This is a genomic window from Spinactinospora alkalitolerans (assembly GCF_013408795.1).
Lineage (GTDB): Bacteria > Actinomycetota > Actinomycetes > Streptosporangiales > Streptosporangiaceae > Spinactinospora > Spinactinospora alkalitolerans.
In genome coordinates this window covers 3,087,830-3,105,888 of sequence record NZ_JACCCC010000001.1, presented here as the reverse complement: position 1 = coordinate 3,105,888, position 18,059 = coordinate 3,087,830, and the positions used below count along the sequence as shown (strand labels likewise).

At 73.6% G+C, this 18,059-nt stretch carries 15 protein-coding genes; 5 read left to right on the top strand and 10 right to left on the bottom strand.

From position 1 onward, the window contains the following. Positions 1-5 precede the first annotated feature (5 nt). The 3 genes from HDA32_RS13810 to HDA32_RS13800 all read right to left on the bottom strand — a co-directional run bounded on the left by HDA32_RS13810 (position 6) and on the right by HDA32_RS13800 (position 4,652). The gene (locus HDA32_RS13810; protein WP_179643571.1) at positions 6-983 is read right to left on the bottom strand and encodes a tripartite tricarboxylate transporter substrate binding protein; all 978 of its coding nucleotides are present in this window, start codon (positions 981-983) and stop codon (positions 6-8) included. A 462-nt stretch (positions 984-1,445) separates the two neighbouring features. After that, positions 1,446-2,114, bottom strand: a complete 669-nt coding sequence (locus tag HDA32_RS13805) for a GntR family transcriptional regulator (protein WP_179643570.1) — start codon at positions 2,112-2,114, stop codon at positions 1,446-1,448. A 219-nt stretch (positions 2,115-2,333) separates the two neighbouring features. After that, positions 2,334-4,652 (bottom strand): FdhF/YdeP family oxidoreductase, encoded by a 2,319-nt coding sequence (locus tag HDA32_RS13800; protein WP_179643569.1) that lies wholly within the window; start codon positions 4,650-4,652, stop codon positions 2,334-2,336. 367 nt (positions 4,653-5,019) lie between these two features. Between HDA32_RS13800 and HDA32_RS13795 the strand changes: the two genes are divergently transcribed. Beyond that, positions 5,020-5,223, top strand: coding sequence for a cold-shock protein (locus HDA32_RS13795; RefSeq protein WP_179643568.1), 204 nt, complete (start codon positions 5,020-5,022; stop codon positions 5,221-5,223). An 82-nt stretch (positions 5,224-5,305) separates the two neighbouring features. After that, positions 5,306-5,788: an AAA family ATPase gene (locus HDA32_RS13790; RefSeq protein ID WP_179643567.1), complete on the top strand. Its 483-nt coding sequence runs from the start codon at positions 5,306-5,308 to the stop codon at positions 5,786-5,788. Positions 5,789-6,266: 478 nt separating this feature from the next. On the opposite strand, the gene HDA32_RS13785 is transcribed toward HDA32_RS13790, so the two are convergent. From HDA32_RS13785 to HDA32_RS13765, 5 genes are all read right to left on the bottom strand, one after another. After that, the gene (locus HDA32_RS13785; RefSeq protein WP_179643566.1) at positions 6,267-6,866 is read right to left on the bottom strand and encodes a TetR/AcrR family transcriptional regulator; all 600 of its coding nucleotides are present in this window, start codon (positions 6,864-6,866) and stop codon (positions 6,267-6,269) included. Between the two features lie 86 nt (positions 6,867-6,952). Then, positions 6,953-7,378 carry an ester cyclase gene (locus tag HDA32_RS13780; protein ID WP_179643565.1) on the bottom strand — a complete coding sequence of 142 codons (426 nt, stop codon included), beginning with the start codon at positions 7,376-7,378 and terminating at the stop codon, positions 6,953-6,955. A 98-nt stretch (positions 7,379-7,476) separates the two neighbouring features. Next, positions 7,477-8,331: an SAM-dependent methyltransferase gene (locus HDA32_RS13775; RefSeq protein ID WP_179643564.1), complete on the bottom strand. Its 855-nt coding sequence runs from the start codon at positions 8,329-8,331 to the stop codon at positions 7,477-7,479. 147 nt (positions 8,332-8,478) lie between these two features. After that, on the bottom strand, positions 8,479-9,321 hold the full coding sequence (locus HDA32_RS13770; RefSeq protein ID WP_179643563.1) for an SWIM zinc finger family protein: 843 nt from the start codon (positions 9,319-9,321) through the stop codon (positions 8,479-8,481). Then, a complete protein-coding gene (locus HDA32_RS13765; protein ID WP_179643562.1) occupies positions 9,318-12,485 on the bottom strand; it encodes a DEAD/DEAH box helicase in 3,168 nt (1,055 codons plus the stop codon). The genes HDA32_RS13770 and HDA32_RS13765 overlap by 4 nt, the downstream gene beginning before the upstream one ends. A 264-nt stretch (positions 12,486-12,749) precedes the next feature. On the opposite strand from HDA32_RS13765, the gene HDA32_RS13760 reads away from it, so the two are divergent. Beyond that, the gene (locus HDA32_RS13760) at positions 12,750-13,742 is read left to right on the top strand and encodes an ion channel (protein ID WP_179643561.1); all 993 of its coding nucleotides are present in this window, start codon (positions 12,750-12,752) and stop codon (positions 13,740-13,742) included. A 285-nt stretch (positions 13,743-14,027) separates the two neighbouring features. Here HDA32_RS13760 and HDA32_RS13755 read toward each other — a convergent pair whose 3' ends face one another. Beyond that, entirely contained in the window at positions 14,028-14,918 is an 891-nt protein-coding gene (locus HDA32_RS13755; RefSeq protein ID WP_312863181.1) for an NAD(P)-dependent oxidoreductase, read from the bottom strand. Between HDA32_RS13755 and HDA32_RS13750 the strand changes: the two genes are divergently transcribed. Beyond that, positions 14,907-15,080 (top strand): hypothetical protein, encoded by a 174-nt coding sequence (locus HDA32_RS13750; protein ID WP_179643560.1) that lies wholly within the window; start codon positions 14,907-14,909, stop codon positions 15,078-15,080. The genes HDA32_RS13755 and HDA32_RS13750 overlap by 12 nt on opposite strands. Before the next feature lie 147 nt (positions 15,081-15,227). On the opposite strand, the gene erm is transcribed toward HDA32_RS13750, so the two are convergent. Beyond that, positions 15,228-16,055, bottom strand: a complete 828-nt coding sequence (erm, locus tag HDA32_RS13745; protein ID WP_179643559.1) for an ErmE/ErmH/ErmO/ErmR family 23S rRNA (adenine(2058)-N(6))-methyltransferase — start codon at positions 16,053-16,055, stop codon at positions 15,228-15,230. A gap of 566 nt (positions 16,056-16,621) precedes the next feature. On the opposite strand from erm, the gene HDA32_RS13740 reads away from it, so the two are divergent. Beyond that, positions 16,622-17,956, top strand: coding sequence for a DUF5685 family protein (locus HDA32_RS13740; RefSeq protein ID WP_179643558.1), 1,335 nt, complete (start codon positions 16,622-16,624; stop codon positions 17,954-17,956). Positions 17,957-18,059 lie beyond the last annotated feature (103 nt).

Below are 18,059 nucleotides of genomic sequence, written 5' to 3'. Positions count from 1 at the left end.
GGGAATCAGGACCCGTCGGCGAGCAGTCCCTCGAAGCGGGACAGCTCGGAGTCGTAGAACTCGGCGAACTCCCCGGCGCCGACGTTGACCGGGATGTTGCCGGAGTCGGTGATCACGCCGGTGAACTCCTCGGAGTCGGCCGCGGCGGTGAAGGCCTCCTCCAGCGTGGTCCTGACCTCCTCGGGCAGCCCGGCGGGCGCGCCGATGCCGCCCCAACCGCCGATGGTGACGTCGACGCCCTGCTCGGCGGCCGTCTCGACGCCGGGCAGCGACTCCGAGGGCTCCTCGTCGAAGACCGCGAGGACCCGGAGCTGCTCGTCGGCGTGGGAGGGCGCGGTCTCGGAGACGCCGGCGACGACGGCGTCGACCTCGCCGCCGACGGCCGCGGTGACGGCGGGGGCGCCGCCGTCGAAGGGCACCGGATTGAACTCGGCGCCGGTCGCCTCGCCGAGGGCGTTGGTCGCGGCCTCCCAGATGGAGCCCGCGCCGGAGTTGGCGACGGTGATCGTGCCGGGGTCCTCCTCGGCCGCCTCGACCAGGTCGCCGAGGCTCTCGTAGGGGCTGTCGGCGGGGACGGCGATGGTCGCGGGCACGGAGACCATCTGGCCGATGAGGTCGTAGGAGTCGGGGTCGACCTCGTAGCCCTGGTGGCCGAGCATGACGGTCTCGACCGGCAGGTATCCGATGGTGTAGCCGTCGGCGGGTTGGCCGGCGAGGTGCTGCAGGCCGACGGAGCCGGCGCCGCCGGTGCGGTTCTCCACGATGATCGACCGGCCCAGGGTCTGCTCCATCTCGGTGGCCAGCGTGCGGGCCGAGAGGTCGGAGGCCCCGCCCGCCTGGTAGGGGACGACCAGTGTGATGTCCTCGGCGGGGTAGTCGGCGGCGGATTCGGCGCTCCCGCCGCGGTCGGCGCAGCCGACGGCGGCCAGCAGGGCGGTGAGCGCGAGCGCTCCTCCCGAGATCCGGATCGTGTTCGTGCGCATGTCGTTCCTTTCACTGCTTCGGTGAAATCCGTGTGTCCGTCCGGTGTCGGTTCCGCGGTTTCCGGCGGGACTGTTTTGTGGATGTGGACGGGCTGTAACCGGGTCCAGCGGGGAAGGCGGGCCGGGCGGTACGTGGATGGGCGGCGCCGGGGGGGGCTATGGCGGGCCGGAGGCGGCTGCCTCTGGACCGGTGGCGTGAATTGGGAGGCTGTGGTCGCAGTCCTCCGTTTACCGCCGGTGACGTGGGAAGGCTGCCGTCGGCGCGCCGGCGGTGGCGGTGCTGGAGGTCGCGCCGCACGGTCTGCGCCGGTCGCCCGCCGCAGGCGGCCGGGGTCCTGAGCGGCCGGTGTTCCCACGGCCTTTCGCGCTGCCAGACACTCCGTGCCCGGCAGCAGCCTCGACAGGTCGGCAGGACCGCAGCAGGGCCTGGAAGCGGTCTCCGCCTTTTCCCATCACCGGTCTCTAGTTCCTTCGCTCCTGCGAGTACGGTTCGCGCAGCCTGCGCCGGGCGTTGTCGAGGTGGGAGTGGAGCTCGGCGAAGACCTCTTCGGGATCGGCCGCGCCGATGAGGCCGGCGAGCACCTCGTGGGCCTTGACCGAGGGGCGCAGGTCCTCGTAGCGCTCGTTGGAGGCCAGCAGCAGCATCTCGATGGTCGGCCGGTACTGCGCCCAGACGTCGCCCAGCCGCCGGTGCTCGGCCGTGCTGTAGAAGACCGAGTGGAACTGCAGGTCGGCCACTGTGTAGGCCTCGGGGTCCGCGGTCTCCGCGGCCCGGCGCATGGTGTCCAGGGTCTTCTCCAGCTCCGCCTTCAGCGCCGGCCGGTTCGTGCGCAGCGCGATCTCCAGCGCGAGCCGCTCCATCGACTCCCGCAGGGAGAACAGCTCGTCGATGTCGTCCACGCTCAGGCCGACGACGGTGGCGCTGCGCCGGTTGGTGTCGAGCAGCCCTTCGGCGGCCAGCGTCTTGATCGCGTCGCGGATCGGGCCCCGGCTGAGGTTGAACTGCTCGGCCAGGTGGCCTTCGACCAGGGAGGTTCCCGGGGCGTAGCGGCCGGTGATGATCAGGCGCCGGAGTTCGTGGGCGACCTGGTCGCCCAGCGCCGACTGCTTGATCGGGTGTATCTCCGACATTGCGGCCTTTCGGTTAACCGTTAACGGTTAACCACCCTGAACCACGGGGTGACCCGTGTCAATACCTGGGAAGACCTGAGATGATCTGTGACTTTTCCGAGTCCTGGCCGCCATCTCTTCACATCCCGTGCGCGGCCCCGGCGGCGTCCGTGCGCCCGTGCGCGAAAAAGCCGGCGGCGGGCCGCTGGCCCGCCGCCGGCATCGGCTCCTCCCGCGGTCTCAGATCACGGAGGGCTCCCCGCTGTCGGGCTCGAAGCGCACGACCACCGACTTCGACGTGGGGGTGTTGCTCACCTCGGCGGTGGAGTCCAGGGGGACCAGGACGTTGGTCTCGGGGTAGTAGGCCGCGGCGCAGCCCTTCGCCGTGGGGTAGTGCACGACCCTGAAGTGCGGCGCGCGGCGCCGCACCCCGTCGTCGAACTCCCCGACGAGGTCGGCGTAGTCGCCGTCGGCCAGGCCGAGCTCTGCGGCGTCGGCCGGGTTGACCAGCACCACGCGGCGGCCGTCGCGGATGCCGCGGTAGCGGTCGTCCAGGCCGTAGATCGTGGTGTTGAACTGGTCGTGGGAGCGCAGGGTCTGCAGCAGCAGCCGCCCCGGCGGCACCCGCAGCACGGCCGCCTCGTTCACCGTGAAGTTGGCGTATCCGGTGGCGGTGGGGAAGCGGCGGTCGTCGCGCGGGGCGTGCGGCAGCGCGAACCCGCCGGGCTCGCGCACCCGGGCGTTGAAGTCGGCGAAGCCGGGGACGACGCGTTCGATCCGGTCCCTGATGCGGTCGTAGTCGGCGGCGAACTCCTCCCACGGCACGTCGTCGTCGGCGCCCAGCACCCGCCGGGCCAGCGAGGCGATGATGTCGACCTCGGAGCGCATGTGCTCCGACAGCGGCGCGACGCGGCCGCGCGAGGCGTGCACCATCCCCATCGAGTCCTCGACCGTGACAAATTGCTCGCCGCCGGCCCGCACGTCGCGGTCGGTGCGTCCCAGCGCGGGCAGGATCAGCGCGCGGGCGCCGGTGACGACGTGGGACCGGTTCAGCTTGGTGGAGACGTGCACGGTCAGCCGGCACCGGCGTACGGCGTCCTCGGTGGCGCGGGTGTCGGGCGAGGCGGAGACGAAGTTGCCGCCCATCGCGAAGAACACCGTCACCGCGCCGTCGCGCATCGCGCGGATCGAGCGCACCACGTCGTGGCCGTGGCGGCGCGGTGGCTCGAAGCCGAACTCCGCGCCCAGCGCGTCCAGGAACGCCGGCGCCGGCCGCTCGAAGATGCCCATCGTCCGGTCGCCCTGGACGTTGCTGTGCCCGCGCACCGGGCACACGCCCGCGCCGGGCCGGCCCACGTTGCCGCGCAGCAGCAGGAAGTTGACGACCTCGCGGATGGTGGGCACCGAGTGCCGGTGCTGGGTCAGGCCCATGGCCCAGCACACCACGATCCGCTCCGACGCCAGCACCATGGCCAGCGCCTCCTCGATCCGTTCGCGCTCCAGCCCGGTGGCCTCGCCGACCTCGGCCCAGAACGCCTCCTCGTCGGCCTTGAGCAGGGTGCCGGCGAAGTCGGTGAAGCCGCGGGTGTGGGCGTCGATGAAGCCGTGGTCGAGCACCGTGCCCGGGGCGCCCTCCTCCGCCTGCAGCAGCATCCGGTTCAGCGCGCTGAACAGCGCGAGGTCGCCGCCCAGCCGGATCTGCAGGAACAGGTCGCTGAGCCGGGTGCCGCGCCCCAGCAGACCGCGCGCGGCCTGCGGGTTCTTGAAGCGCCCGGTGCCGGCCTCGGGCAGCGGGTTGACGGTGATGATGCGCGCCCCGGAGCGCTTGGCCTTCTCCAGCGCGGTGAGCATGCGCGGGTGGTTGGTGCCGGGATTCTGGCCGGCGACGATGATGAGGTCGGCCTGGTGGATGTCGTCCAGCAGCACGCTGCCCTTGCCCACGCCCAGCGTCTCGGTCAGCGCCGACCCCGAGGACTCGTGGCACATGTTGGAGCAGTCCGGCAGGTTGTTGGTGCCGAACCGGCGGGCCAGGAGCTGGTAGAGGAAGGCCGCCTCGTTGCCGGTGCGTCCGGAGGTGTAGAAGACGGCCTCGTCGGGGGAGTCCAGGCCGGTGAGCTCCTCGGCGACGAGCCCGAGGGCCTCGTCCCAGTCGATCGGCGCGTAGTGGGTCGCGCCCTCGGCCAGGTACATCGGCCGGGTGATGCGGCCCTGCTGCCCCAGCCAGTACCCGGAGCGCCGCGCGAGGTCGGCGACGGGGTGGCGGGCGAAGAACTCCGGGGTCACCGCACGGCGGGTGGCCTCCTCGGCGACGGCCTTGGCACCGTTCTCGCAGAACTCCGCCGGGTGCCGGTGGTCGGGTTCGGGCCAGGCGCAGCCGGGGCAGTCGAAGCCCTTCTTCTGGTTGACGTTGAGCAGCGTCAGCAGGCCGCGTTTCGGGCCGGCCTGGGCGTTGACGAAGCGCAGGCCGTTGGTGACGGCGGGCAGTCCGACGGAGGAGCGTTTGGGCGCACCGACGCGCGGCGCGTCCTGGCGCGGGTCGTCCTCGGGCGCGGTGGACATGCGGCAACCCCCTGCGTGCGGTCATGATCGGATCGTGCGGCGCGCGTCCCATGGCGGCGGGCGGCGCGCCGCCACCATTGTCCCAGCAGCCGCCGCTCGGAGGGCGGGGAGGGGAGCGGGCCGCGGGCCCGGCGGGGAGGCGAGACTTCTGGTGGAAGACTTGACCGGTGAAGGCGAGAGACTTGACCTGTGAAGATGAAAGTGTGCTAATTTAACAGGTGGGTTGCAGTCGTTGATTTCGCCTGATCGCATGTGATCGCCCGCGGAGTTTTTGACCAGCGGGCGTTTTTCTTTTGAGGAAGGTTCGCAGCACCCGCAGATACCGCAGGGTGCGGTTCTGGAACTGATCTCAGAACTGGGAGATCGCATGACGCAGGGAACCGTCAAGTGGTTCAACGGCGAAAAGGGCTTCGGCTTCATCAGCCAGGACGCCGGTGGCCCCGACGTTTTCGTGCACTACAGCAACATCGCCGGGTCCGGCTTCCGTAACCTCGAAGAGGACCAGCGCGTCGAGTTCGACGTCACGCAGGGCCCCAAGGGGCCGCAGGCCGAGAACGTCCGCGCGCTCTAAGCGCGTTGCCGAGCACCGCGGGGGCCGTCCGGTTCGTCCGGGCGGCCCCCGTGCCCTTTCTCCCGACCCCCTTGGCGCCGACGTGCTGACGCGGGGAGCGGGCCCGGAGGTCGCCGTCCTCATCGGACTGCAGGCCTCGGGCAAGACCACCTTCTACCGGCGGTCGCTGGCGGCGACGCACGAGCACGTCAGCAAGGACGCCTTCCCCAACGCCCGGCGGCGGCAGCGCCGCCAGATGCGCATGATCACCGACGCCCTCGCGGCGGGGCGCGACGTGGCGGTGGACAACACCAACCCGGCCCCCGAGGAGTGGCGGCCCATCATCGAGGCCGCCCACGAGCACGGGGCCGAGGTCGTCGGGTACTGGTTCCCCCCGGACCTGGCGGGCTCGCTGGAGCGCAACGCCGCGAGGCGGGGGCGGGCCAGGACGCCCGATGTCGGCGTCTACGCCACGTTCAAGCGGCTGCGCCGCCCGCGCCCGGCCGACGGGTTCGACCGGTTGTACGCCGTCGGCTTCGACGGAACCGGCGGATTCACCGTCCGGCGCGACGACGGCGACGCCTGATCGAGCTCTGACCGCCGCGTTCGCGGAGCGAGGCGGGAAATCCAGGGCTCGGACCTGCTGTGCCGCCGGCGCTACGCGCACTGCGACAGCCGACCCCTTGTGCGGCCCCGATCGTCAGACATCAGTGAGGCCGCGCGGCGAAGAAACGTCACCCCCGCCGTCTAGCGTGTGCGCGTCGGTTTCTTCTTTTTCCGCGTGCGCGCGGACACGGCGGCAAGGGGCGCTCGATGGCGACGTTCGTACTGTTCCGGGCTTCTGGCTGGGCGGATGGGCCTGGGACCGGGTGGCCGCTCCGCTGCGGGAGGCCGGGCACGAGGTCCGTCCGCTGACGCTGACCGGCCTGGGCGACGGCGCGGCGCCGGCCGCCTCCGACACCGACCTCGACACCCACACCGCCGACATCGTGCGCGCCGTCGAAGCCTGCTCGCCGAGATCGCCCGCGGCCGGTAGCGCGCAAGGTATCCGTTCTGCAGTGGTTCTATCGTGCCCCCCACGCGCGCTCGAAGGAGGCGCGCATCAGCGCGTGCGGGTCGTTGCCGGTGCCGCGCAGCTCGGCGGCGAAGACCACCGCCCCCGCGCAGTCGTCCAGCAGGGAACTGGCCAGCCAGCGCCGCGGCAGGGACGGATCGAGCAGGCCGGCGGCCTGGGCGCGGCCCACCGCCGCCTCCAGCGGCTCCAGGCAGTCGGCGTAACCGGCGTCGATCCCGCCCTCGCCCACCATCATGTCCAGTCCCGGGCCGTTGATCAGCACCGGGTAGGTCTCGACCGCGCCCATCACGGCCGCCACCGTCCGGTCCAGCAGCTCCGGGACGGGGCAGTCGTGCAGCCGGGAGTCGTGAAACATCTGGCGGGCGCCTTCGAACGCGGTCCGGTAGACCTCGGCGACGAGCTGCTCACGGGTGTGGAAGTGCCGGTAGACGGTGGTGCGCCCCAGGTCGGTGGCCGCGGTCAGCTCATCCATCGTGGCCGCGGGGTGCTCGGCGAGCAGCTCGGTGGCGGCGCGGATGATGCGCTGGTGATTGCGGTGGGCATCGGCGCGCAGGCCCCGGACCTCGGATTTGGCTGGCTCACCGGTCATATTCGATATGCTCCCACGGCCGCGCGGCCCCTGACCGCCGCGTCGCAGGTCCTCGTGGCGCGCGCGTGCGCGCGGCTCGCGCCGGGTCACTCCCGGAACGCCACCGCGCCCAGTTGCAGCATGCAGGAGAGGTTGTCGCCCTGCGGCCAGTACTCGCAGAAGCGGCCGTCGCGGACCCGGAGGGTGTCGGCGCCCTGGAACCGGATGACGGTGCCCGGCGCCGCCGTGGCCGCGGGCAGGAGGGCGCCGGTGAAGGACCACCGGGTGGCGACGAGGTCGCCGTCGACGATGGGGCCGACCTCGGCCTCGGTGCGGATGTCCGCGAACATCCGCGTCGTGGCGCGCAGCCGTTCGGCCACCCCGGCGGGGCCGTGCACGGTCTCGCCGTTCCAGTGGGCGACGGCGTCGGCGGTGAACACCTCGCCGGCCAGGCGGTCCATCTCCTCCGCCTCGGCCTGCCACATTCCCGGCAGCCAGCGCCGGTACAGCTCGTGGAGATCGTCGGTGCCCATGGCCGCTCCTCACGCCCTGCTCGCCGACCCTTCCACCGGCCACCGTACCGGCGGGCCTCGGCTGCCGCATCCGCGCCGCCCGAGGCGTCCCGGAAGGTTCAGGGCTTGACGGCGACCCCCGCGTGCTCCCACAGCTTGACGTCGAGGTCGGCGGGGCGGGGCTCGGGAGAGGCGTCGCCGTTGCGCCAGGTCGAGCACTCCACCGGAACCGCAGGGTGCCGGCCTGCGGCGTCGGGGGTGACGAGCTCCAGGCCGGTGAACGCCCGGGCGGCCTCCTCGGGGGAGCGCACCCGGCCCCAGGTGGTGCCGAAGGACAGGACGCGGTCGGTGAACTCCCGCGCGGCCTTCTCGTCGTCGGAGACGATGTGGGAGTAGACGAGGTGGGAGCCGGAGGGGAGCCGGTCGAAGTAGCCGCGCACGATCCCGAACGGGTCGGCGTCGTCGGGGATGCAGTGCAGCAGGCTGACGAGCATGACGCACACCGGCTGGTCGAAGTCGATCAGCCTTTGGGTGTCCTCTGCGCCGAGGACCGCGTCGACGTCGCACAGGTCGGCGGTGGCGACCGAGGTGGTGGGGTTGTCGGCCAGGATCGCGCGGCCGTGGGCCAGCACGATCGGGTCGTTGTCGATGTAGACGACGGAGGCGCCGGAGTGGGTGCGCTGCGCGATCTGGTGGGTGTTGTCCGCGGTGGGCAGCCCGGACCCGAGGTCGAGGAACTGGCGGACACCGGCCTCTCTGGCCACGTGGTCCACGGCGCGGACGAGGTAGGCGCGGTTGGCCCGGGCCAGGGCGATGGTGCCGGGATTGACCTCCTCCAGGAGATCCATGCCCCGGCGGTCCGACGTGAAGTGGTCCTTGCCCCCGAGCATCGCGTCGTACATCCGGGCCACGCTGGGGGTGTTCATGTCGATGTCGGGCGGGAAGCGGCCAGCGGCGTTGGCGTGATCGGCCATAGGGGAAGCACCTCGCGGTCGTGCGGACACGGCTGCGGCCGCCGGTTCCGGCCGCGGTTTACCGGCATCCTAACCATCGGGGCCCCCGTCAACGGGGGGTTTCCGCCGCATTGCCGTGGCCGCAGGCGGCCGCGCCGCCGCGGACGGTCACGGCGCCGCGGCCCCGGCCTCCGGGTCGACCAGTCGGGCGTACAACGGGGTCAGCGCCTCGACCGGGTCCGGACCGCAGGTCGAGGCGCCGCTCCGCGCCGCCGGAGCGTCCACGGTGCCGATGACCGGGAGCGCGCGGGAGAGGGGCGGCGCGGGCAGCGGCGCGGCCGACCAGAACCGCGCGGCCGCCTCTTCCGGCGCGTCCGCCCCCGCCGACCCGTCGGCCTCTCCGGTCGCGGGGGCATCGGCCCCGGTGTCCGGCTGCACGCGCACCGGCGGGGCGACGTCGCCCGTCGGCGTGCCGCCGGGGGCGGCGCGGCCGTGCCGCCGCAGCGCCGACAGGAACGCGCCGCGCTCCCGGCCCAGCCACGTCAGCAGCAGGAACGGGTCGCCGTCCAAGGAGTCGGCCAGCACGTACAGCGTCGCGGCGGCGTGCTTGCAGGGGTGCCCCCAGTCGGGGCAGGAGCAGGTGAGCACCAGGTCGTCCAGGCCGCGGGGGAACAGCGCCAGTCCCAGGACGCCGAAGACCCGCTCGGTCTCGGGCGGGAGTTCGCCGGAGAGCAGCTTCGCCCGGAACAGCGGCTGGCCGGCCAGCGCGGCCGTCACGGTGGCCCACTGGTCGTCGTCGAGGACGGGCAGCATCAGGCTCACCCGGTAGGGGCGCGGACGCGAGCCCTGCACCTTGGCGAGCACCTCGCCCGGACCGACCCTGAGGTCGCGCACGGCCCCCGTGGCGGCGTAGCCGCGGCCCCGCTCCAGCCGGCCGGTCTCGGCGCCCGACTCCAGCGCGTCGACGAACCGGCCCGACCACCAGATGCGTCCGCCCTCCCACCCGCTCACTGCGCCACCGCCTCGGGGGCCAGCCGGACGACCTCGCGCAGCCTCGCCGTCGACAGCCCGGTCAGCCAGTCCTCCCCGGTGCCCACCACGCTCTGCGCGAGCGCCTTCTTGCGCTCGATCATCTCGTCCACGCGCTCCTCCAGCGTCCCGACGCAGATCAGCTTGCGCACCTGCACGTCGCGGCGCTGGCCGATGCGGAACGCCCGGTCGGTCGCCTGGTCCTCCACCGCGGGGTTCCACCACCGGTCGATGTGCACCACGTGGTTGGCCGCGGTCAGGTTCAGCCCGGTTCCGGCGGCCTTCAGCGACAGCAGGAACACCATGGGCTCCGCTGAGTCCTGGAACCGCGCCGTCATCTCCTCGCGCCGGTGCCGGGGCGTGCCGCCGTGCAGCCACAGCACCGGGCGGCCCAGCCGCGCGGCGAGGTAGGGCGCCAGGCGGTCGCCGAACGCCGTGTACTGGGTGAAGCACAGGGCCTTGTCGCCTTCGGCGGTCGCCTCGGCGAGCAGTCGCTCCAGGCGCTCCAGCTTGCCCGAGCGCCCCGCCAGCGCCGACCCGTCGCCGAGGAACTGCGCCGGGTGGTTGCAGATCTGCTTGAGCCGCGCCATCGTCGCCAGCACCAGGCCCTTGCGCTGGATCCCCTCGGCGCCGTCGATCCGCTCGGTCATCTCGTCGACCGCGGCCTTGTACAGCGACGCCTGCTCGGGGGTGAGCGTGCACCAGGTCCGCATCTCCAGCTTCTCGGGCAGGTCGGAGATGATCGACCGGTCGGTTTTGAGCCTGCGCAGGATGAACGGGCCGGTCAGCCGCTTCAGCAGGGCCGCGCCGCCGTCGCCGCCGTCCGCGCCGCCGGAGGCGGTGTCCTCCCCGCCCTCGGCGGCGTGGGCCCTCTCGATTCGGCCTGCGTGCCGGCGGAACCCCGCCTCCGAGCCGAGCAGGCCGGGGTTGGCGAACTCCATGATCGACCAGAGCTCGCCGAGGTTGTTCTCCACCGGCGTGCCGGTGAGCGCGATGCGGGTGTCGGCCGGCAGCCCGCGCACCGCGCGCGCCTGCCGGGTCCCGCTGTTCTTGATCGCCTGCGCCTCGTCGCAGACCACGCGGTGCCAGGGCATCGCGGTCAGCTCCTCGGCGTCGCGCAGCACCACCCCGTAGGTGGTGATGACCAGGTCGGTGCCTGCCAGCAGCCTGGCCAGGCCGTTGCCGTGCGGGCGGTCGGGACCGTGGTGGACGTGCAGGCGCAGGGAGGGGGCGAACCGCGCGGCCTCGCGCTGCCAGTTGCCCACGAGCGAGACCGGGCAGATCAGCAGCGTCGGACCGGGGGAGGAGCCGCGGCCGCCCGGGTGCGGCCGCGCCCTTTCCCCGGTGAGCAGCGCCAGCAGTTGGACGGTCTTGCCCAGCCCCATGTCGTCGGCGAGGACCGCGCCCAGGCCGAGGCCGCCCAGGAACCGCAGCCACGCGGCGCCGCGCTCCTGGTAGGGGCGCAGCGCGCCGGTGAAGCCCTCCGGAGTGGGCATCGGAGCGATCCGCTGCTCGGTGGAGCCGCCGAGCAGCGCGCCCAGCGCCCCGTCGGCGTCCACGCCGGTGATCGGCAGCGTCGTGGGCTCCTCGGGGGAGAGCACCGTCCGCACCGCCTCCCCGCGCCGCATGGTCCCGCGGCCGCGGCGGCGCAGGAACTCCAGCGCGGTGCGCAGGTGGGCGGGGTCGGCCTCCACCCACCGGCCGCGCAGCCGCACCAGCGGCTGCTTCAGCCGGGCCAGTTCGGCCAGCTCCTCGATGTCGAGCGCCTCCTCGCCGAGTACCGCGTCGAAGGAGAAGTCGACCAGCTCGTCCGCGCCGATCCCGCCGCCCGTCGCGGGCGGCTGCTCGCGGGTGGTGAGCCTGAGGCCGAGCGCGCGCCGGCCCGCCCAGTGGGGCAGGACGATGGCGAATCCGGCGGCGTCCAGCCGCGGCGCGACGTCCTTGATGAAGGCGTGGGCGCCGCCGGTTCCCATGGTGACCTCGGCGGGGGCGAGCTCGCGCAGCGCCGCGCCCAGGGCGGGGTAGTGCCGGGCGGCCCGGCCGAGGTCGCCGAGCATGGCGGTCTCGACGTCGTCGGGCAGCCACGCCGCGCCTTCGCCCAGCCACAGGTCGCGCAGCGGGAGCTGGAGGCTGGGGTCGGTGCCCGAACGCACCCAGAACTCCACCCGCCAGGTCTCGCCGCGGCGCTCCCCGGCCCGCTGCTCCCGCTGCCGTCGCCCGTCCGCGTCGGCGGCTCCGGTGTCGGCGGCCGGTTCGGCGTCGCGGTCGGGTTCGGCGAGCCGGAAGACCAGCCGCGCGCGCTCGCCCTGCCGGTGCGCGGCGTCGTACCAGGCCCGCAGTCGGTCGGCGAGGTCGCCGGCCGCGGCCTCCCGCCCGCCCGGAGCGTCGAGCCGGGCATCCTCGCCGGTCAGCGCCCGCGTCCAGTGCGGGCCGCCGCGCCGGTTCCGCGTGCCGAAGCGGGCGCGGGCGGCCGCGTCGACCAGCGCGCTCAGGGCGGTGAACACGAGGCCGTCGGCCCGCGGAGCGGGGGAGGGCAGGTGGGCGCGGGCGACCGGGGGCAGTGCCGTGGTCAGCGCCCGGAAGTGCCGGGCCTCGGCCCCGGTGAGCACCGGCCGCCACCGCGCGCTGGGAGGGTCGTCGATGAGCAGGGGCAGCAGTCGGCCGGCACCGACGAGGAGGTCGGCGAACTCCTGGACGGCGATGAGGTGGCGCAGGCCGGGGCCCTGCGCGACGTCGCCGGTGGCCGCGTCGCGCAGCGCCGGCAGCAGCGCCGCGGCCGTCGCCGGAGGGAACAGGCACGCCGGGACGCGCCAGGGGCGCGGGGCCGCCGACCGCACGGCCGGTGCGTCGGCGAGTGGTTCGAGCCCGGGGGAGGGGAGCGGGTGCCCGGCGGATCCGGGCAGCCGCAGCTCCAGTCCGACGGCGTCGGCCTTGGCGACGTCGGCCGGCGAGCCGGGCAGCGGCGCCGCCGGCGCGGTGTCGAGGGCCTCGACCAGGCCGGCGACGGTCTCGCGCAGCGCGTCGGCCGCCGCGGCGTAGGGGTGCGGCCGGACCGCGGCCCGCGAGGCGGTGCGCGCGGGCGCGCCGGAGTCCTCGGCCCACAGCGTCAGGCCCTCTTCGGCCCACGCACCGTGCAGTACCAGCACGCAGCCTCCCTCCCGTCACCGGTGATCGCCCGGTCCAGTATGGCGACCACCGGTGACGCCCGGCGCCCGCCCCGAGCGGGAGGGAGCATCCGGAGGACGCGTCTCCTGTTTCAGATAATGAATCTACGATGTAAAGGTGATGTCTGTTTTCAATCTACAGATGTGAGCGACGGCGTGGCGGGGTAGGGGGCGCGGGGTCTCCCGCAGCGAAGCAGAGACGCTGGGAAGCACCGGTTCCCGGACGCGCATCGAAAGGCGGAGCAGATGGCGGTCGTCATGTTCGTGGCGGGCCTCGCGGTACTCGTCATCACCGCGCGGGAGGTGTTCATGACCGCGGTCACCGTCACCGGCGGCGGGGGACCCGTCACCAGTGTGCTGACCTCGCGGATGTGGCGTGTCGTCCGCCGCCTGGCCGGTGGTTCGCACCGTGTCCTCGCTGGGCTGGGCCCCGCCGTGGCCTGCGGCGGGCTGTTTCTGTGGATCAGCGGGGCGTGGCTGGGGTGGGGGCTGCTGTTCCTGTCGGGCGCATCGGTGGAGGCGTCGACGAGCGGCCGGCCGGCCGGGGCGTGGGAGCGCCTCTACTTCGTCGGCTACAGCCTGACCACGCTGGGCAACGGCGAGTTCAAGCCGGCCGGCGCCGGCTGGCAGCTGGCGACGGTCCTGGTCAGCGCGACCGGGCTGACGCTGGTGACGCTGACGCTCACCTATATCATCTCGCTGGTCAGCGCGGTGGTCGATCAGCGCTCCGTCGCCTCGCTCGTGCACGCGCTGGGCGAGACGCCGGAGGAGATCTGCGCCCGGGTGTGGAACGGCGACGACTTCCGGGCGATCGTCCCGCAGCTCGACTCGTTGAACCCCGCCGTCTCCAAGCTCGCCCAGCGCCACCTGGCCTACCCGGTCCTGGCCTACTTCCACAGCCGGCGCAGGGCTGAGGCGTCGGCGCCCAACCTCGCGGTCCTCGACGAGGCGCTGACGCTCATGTGCCGCGCGGTTCCCCCGGGCCACCGGCTGGAGGGGCTCGCGGTCACGCAGAGCAGGGCCGTCATCGCCGGGCTCGCCGCCACGGTGGACAACGGGCGCGAGTCGCCGTCGGCGCCGCCGGTCCCCTCGCTGGAGTCGCTGCGCGAGCGCGGCATCCCCACCGTGGGGCGCGCCGAGTTCGAGGCGGTCTTCCGGGAGCACGCCGGGCGGCGCTCGGCGCTCGCGACGCTGGTCCGGTACCAGGGGTGGGGCTGGGATAACGTGCGCCCCTCCTGAGCAGGCGCGGACGGGGCGGTCTGCGCCGCGCGGGGCTCCGGCGGCCGGGGTCGTGGAAGACCTCCTGGTCGGCGGGGAGCGTGGCGGTTCGCAGTCGGTCACCGGTGCCGAGGTTGCGATCGTAGCGCGGATGGGCGGCGCCGCAGACCTGCGGCCTGATCCGGTGGCCGCGCTCGGCGATCATGCGGGAGGTGAGCGCGGTCCCGCGCCGAGAGCCCGCTGCGGCCTCGCGACTCCGGCTCGCAGCGGTCCGGGCCTTTCGGTGCGGCCCGGCTCACGTCTCCGTCACGCGGCCGGGCCCTGCGCCACCGTCTCGACCAGCCGCGCGAACGAGTCCTCGCCGTGCTCCGCCGCGATCGCCCGGTCCGCGAGGTCCTTGGCCGCCGACAGCACGCCCGTGTCCAGTCCGCGCGCCTTCGCCGCGTGGACGATGTGCTCGATCCCCGCGGCCGCCGACACCAGTGACGAGTCCTCGCCCGGGTACTCGCCCGCCTCGGCCTGCCGGGCGAGTTCGGCCATGATTTCGGGCAGGATGTCGACGATTCCCCGCGCGAACGGCACCAGCGTCGACGGCGGGATTCCCTCGGACCGCGCCAGTGCCAGCGCGTGCACGTAGCCGCTCATGGTGGACCAGAACAGGTCCAGCAGGGCCACGTCGAACGCCGCGGCGCGTCCCGGGTCGGTCCCCAGGTACACGGCGGCCCCGCCGATGTCGGCCAGTGCCGCGCGGTGCCGCGCATAGACCTCCTGCGGTCCGCTGTAGAGCACCTGCGCGGCCGGTCCGCCGATCGTCGTGGTCGGGGTCATGATCGACCCGTCCAGGTAGTCCACCCCGCGCTGCTCCGCCCACGCCGCCACCTCGCGCGCCCGCTCCGGGGAGTCGGTGGTCAGGTTCACCACCGTCCGGCCCTTCAGCGCATCGCCGGCCGAGTCGAGGACCGCCAGCGCCGCGCGGTCGTCCAGTACGCACACGACCACCAGCGGACTCGCCTGCGCGGCCTCCGCCGCCGACGGCGCCGGGGCCGCGCCCTTGGCCACCACCGGTTGCGCCCGGGCCGCCGAGCGGTTCCACACCGTCGTCGGGTGCCCGCTGTCGATGAACGCGCCCGCCAGTGCCCGGCCCATCGGGCCCATGCCCAGGACCGTCACCGGGGTGCGGTCCGCTTGGGCGAGCACGACCGCATCGCCGCGGCCATCGGCGAGCTTGAAACCGCGCGCACGCTGCTCAGGGCCATCATCAGCACCCCCGTGCCCGCCCAGGCCTGCACCGACGAGGGCGGGCGGCGGGACGCGGAGGGGCCGGTGCGCGGCACCGACCACCGTCCCGCTCTGCGCTGAGAATACGCATCGTTCAGATTCACCGACCGCTCCAGCCTCACCCAGGGCGAGGTGGCCGAGGAGGTCGGGGTCAGCGGCAGCAGGTCCGGGCCGAACGCGGCAGGAGCTGACCTCCTCGCCCGCTCCCCTGTTCAGGGCCCGGCGGTTTTACGAGGGCTCCTCCAGGGCGGTGAAGAGCGCGATCCAGCGGTCCGGCGGCACGAAGCCGACCACCACCCGGGGGTCGAGGCCGGCCGCCCGGAAGGCCGCGTCGACCCGCCGGGCGGGGTGGCGTCGGCGCAGCGAGGCGTGCAGGGATCCGCCGACACCGGTGAACCCCAGGTCCACGAGGCGGCGGTAGGCGCCGAGCGACTTCTTGGGCAGCAGGTCCGATCCCCGCCGCTCGATCCGCAGCACGGCTGAGTCGACGCCGGGCACCGGGCGGAACCGGTCGCGGGGGATGCGGCCGGTCGCCCGCCAGTCGAAGCGCGGCCACGTCTGCACGGTCAGCCGGCTCCAGCGCCCGTAGCCGCCGGTCCGCTTGCGCGCGTACTCCCGCTGGGTGATCAGCGTGGCCGAGGTCAGCCCCGGTGCCCGCAGGCACCAGTCGACGATCGGTGAGGTGATGGCGTAGGGGATGTTGCCCACCACGGAGAAGGGGCCGTCCGGCGGCACGGCCTTCAGGAAGTCGCCGCGCACGATCCGCACGCCGGGGTCGTCCCGGTGGCGTGCGGTGAGATTCGCGGCGAACACCGGATCGATCTCGTAGCACAGGAGCCGGCGGCAGGCCGGCGCCAGTGCGCGGGTCAGCATCCCCTCGCCCGCGCCGACCTCGACGACGAGCCCGTCCGGATCGATCCTCGCGGTCCGCACGATCCACCGGGCCACCGCGGGATCGGTGAGGAGGTTCTGCGAGAGCGAGCGGCGGGCCCGGCCGCGTCCGGTGCTGCGGGGCTCGGGGGAGGGGGAGGTGCGGTGCTTTGAATTGGACGCCACGGTTTGTCCGTTCCTGCCGCCCGGATCGGGCGGCACAGGGGGACGGGCGGCACGGCACGGCCGCGGGGCGGCGTGGAAAACGGGAACCGGACGCCCGTCCGAGATGGTCGAGGACGCATCTGGACCCTGGACGTCGGGAAGCACGGCGGAAGGCGCGCCGAGTGCGTCGGCGCGGCAGGAGAGTGCGCGGTGGAATCGCGACCGGCGGCCCGCTCGGGGCGGGGCCGCCTCAGACGCCGGCGTGTCCCGGGAGGTCCAGGGCGGCGAACCGGTGGCGGGGCCGACGCAGAAGCGCGGCGCTGCACCGGATCGCCCGAACGGCGTCGGTAACGCTGGAGAAGGCCGCGCAGGCGGCGGAGGCTGCACTCATGACGCCGTCAGGCTAGATCGCCGCCCGCGCCCCGGGCAACCGGTTTTTCCGGCCACTGGAGGCGGTGCCGCCCCCCTCGCCTCCGGAGGGCGCGCGGGCGGGGCGGCGCCGTCGAAACGGACGGAACCGGACGGGAGCGCGTGGCATCGTATCCCCGTCCGATTTTCATGATCATTGACGGGAAGCGGTTGTAGCGTTGTTCGGAATCCTGCGTCCCTGCCGGCACGTGCTCGGGGATCTGGCCCCTGCGTGGATGTCCCATCTGTGCGGGCTGTGCCTGGCACTGCGCGACGACCACGGCCAGATGGCGCGCGTGGCCACCAATTACGACGGTCTCGTCATCTCTGCGCTCGTGGCGGCCCAGTCCGCGCCGGACGCGGGCAGGCGCGCCGCGGGGCCGTGTCCTCTGCGGGGGATGCGCCGCGCCGAGGTGGCCGAAGGGGAGGGCGCCCGGTTGGCCGCGGCGGTGTCGCTGATGCTGGCTTCGGCCAAGGTCGACGACCACGTGAGCGACGGTGACGGAGCCTATGCGCGTCGGCCGGTGCGCGGTGTCGCGCGGCGGGTCGCGAACCGGTGGGCCGGGCAGGCGCGAAAGTCGGGATCGGACCTGGGGTTCGACAGCGGTGTGCTGCTGTCGGTCATGGAGCGCCAGCGCGAGGTGGAGGAGGCGGCCGGGCCCGGTACCGGCGTCCTCGCCGTCACCGCGCCCACGGAGGAAGCGACGGCGCAGGCGTTCGCGCACACCGCGACGCTGGCCCGGCGGGCGGGCAACGAGGCGCCGCTGGGGGAGGCGGGGCGGCTGTTCGGTCGGGTCGCGCACCTGCTCGACGCGGTCGAGGACCAGGAGGAGGACCGCCGCAGCGGTGCCTGGAACCCGATCACCGCGACGGATGCCGATGTCGCCGAGGTGCGGCGGCTCTGCGACGACGCGGTGCTGGGGGTGCGGCTGGCCCTGGAGGAGGCGGACTTCACCGACGGCAGGCTGGTGCACGCGCTGCTGGTACACGAGTTGGAGCGCGCGGTGGCTCGGACCTTCGCCCGGGCCGGGCATCCGCCGCCGCAGGGGCCGGGCCGGGACTCCCACCCCTCGGGGCAGCCGCAGCGGTACCCGCGGCACGGGCACCCGCACCCGCAGCGGCACGGTCAGGTGCCGCCGCCGCAGGGGCCTCCGCTCCAGCACGGCCACGGAGGCTCGCACGGCGGTCACCACGGAGGCGGGGGCGGCTACGGCGGCGGCCGCCACCACGGCGGGGGAGGGGGGTCCGGCGGGAGGCGGCCCTACGTCGAGGGGAACGGGGATTCGTGCTGCGGCTTCGACTACAAGTACCCCAAGCTCTACGACCCTCCCAAGCGCCGGGGGCCGCTGGTCGGCTGCGGGGTCGCGGTGTTCATGGCGAGCACGTGCCAGTTCTGCTGTCGGGAGTCGTATCCGGGCCCGTGGTCGGGGAGGCCCTACGACGGGTGCTGCACGGACTGCAGCTGTTGCGATTGCTGCGATTGCAACTGCTGTGACTGCTGCTGCTGCGATTGACCTCTTATAAATCTACGCTGTAAAGGCAGCCGCTTTTTTGTTTGAAAAACTGATCGAAACAGAGAAATCGAAGCGGCTACGCCGCACCCGTCACAGAGGAATC

Excerpts from the sequence above, each read along its gene's own strand:
- HDA32_RS13810 (WP_179643571.1), bottom strand. The coding sequence starts at position 983 with ATGCGCACGAACACGATCCGGATCTCGGGAGGAGCGCTCGCGCTCACC.
- HDA32_RS13805 (WP_179643570.1), bottom strand. The coding sequence starts at position 2,114 with ATGTCGGAGATACACCCGATCAAGCAGTCGGCGCTGGGCGACCAGGTC.
- HDA32_RS13800 (WP_179643569.1), bottom strand. The coding sequence starts at position 4,652 with ATGTCCACCGCGCCCGAGGACGACCCGCGCCAGGACGCGCCGCGCGTC.
- HDA32_RS13795 (WP_179643568.1), top strand. The coding sequence starts at position 5,020 with ATGACGCAGGGAACCGTCAAGTGGTTCAACGGCGAAAAGGGCTTCGGC.
- HDA32_RS13785 (WP_179643566.1), bottom strand. The coding sequence starts at position 6,866 with ATGACCGGTGAGCCAGCCAAATCCGAGGTCCGGGGCCTGCGCGCCGAT.
- HDA32_RS13780 (WP_179643565.1), bottom strand. The coding sequence starts at position 7,378 with ATGGGCACCGACGATCTCCACGAGCTGTACCGGCGCTGGCTGCCGGGA.
- HDA32_RS13775 (WP_179643564.1), bottom strand. The coding sequence starts at position 8,331 with ATGGCCGATCACGCCAACGCCGCTGGCCGCTTCCCGCCCGACATCGAC.
- HDA32_RS13760 (WP_179643561.1), top strand. The coding sequence starts at position 12,750 with ATGGCGGTCGTCATGTTCGTGGCGGGCCTCGCGGTACTCGTCATCACC.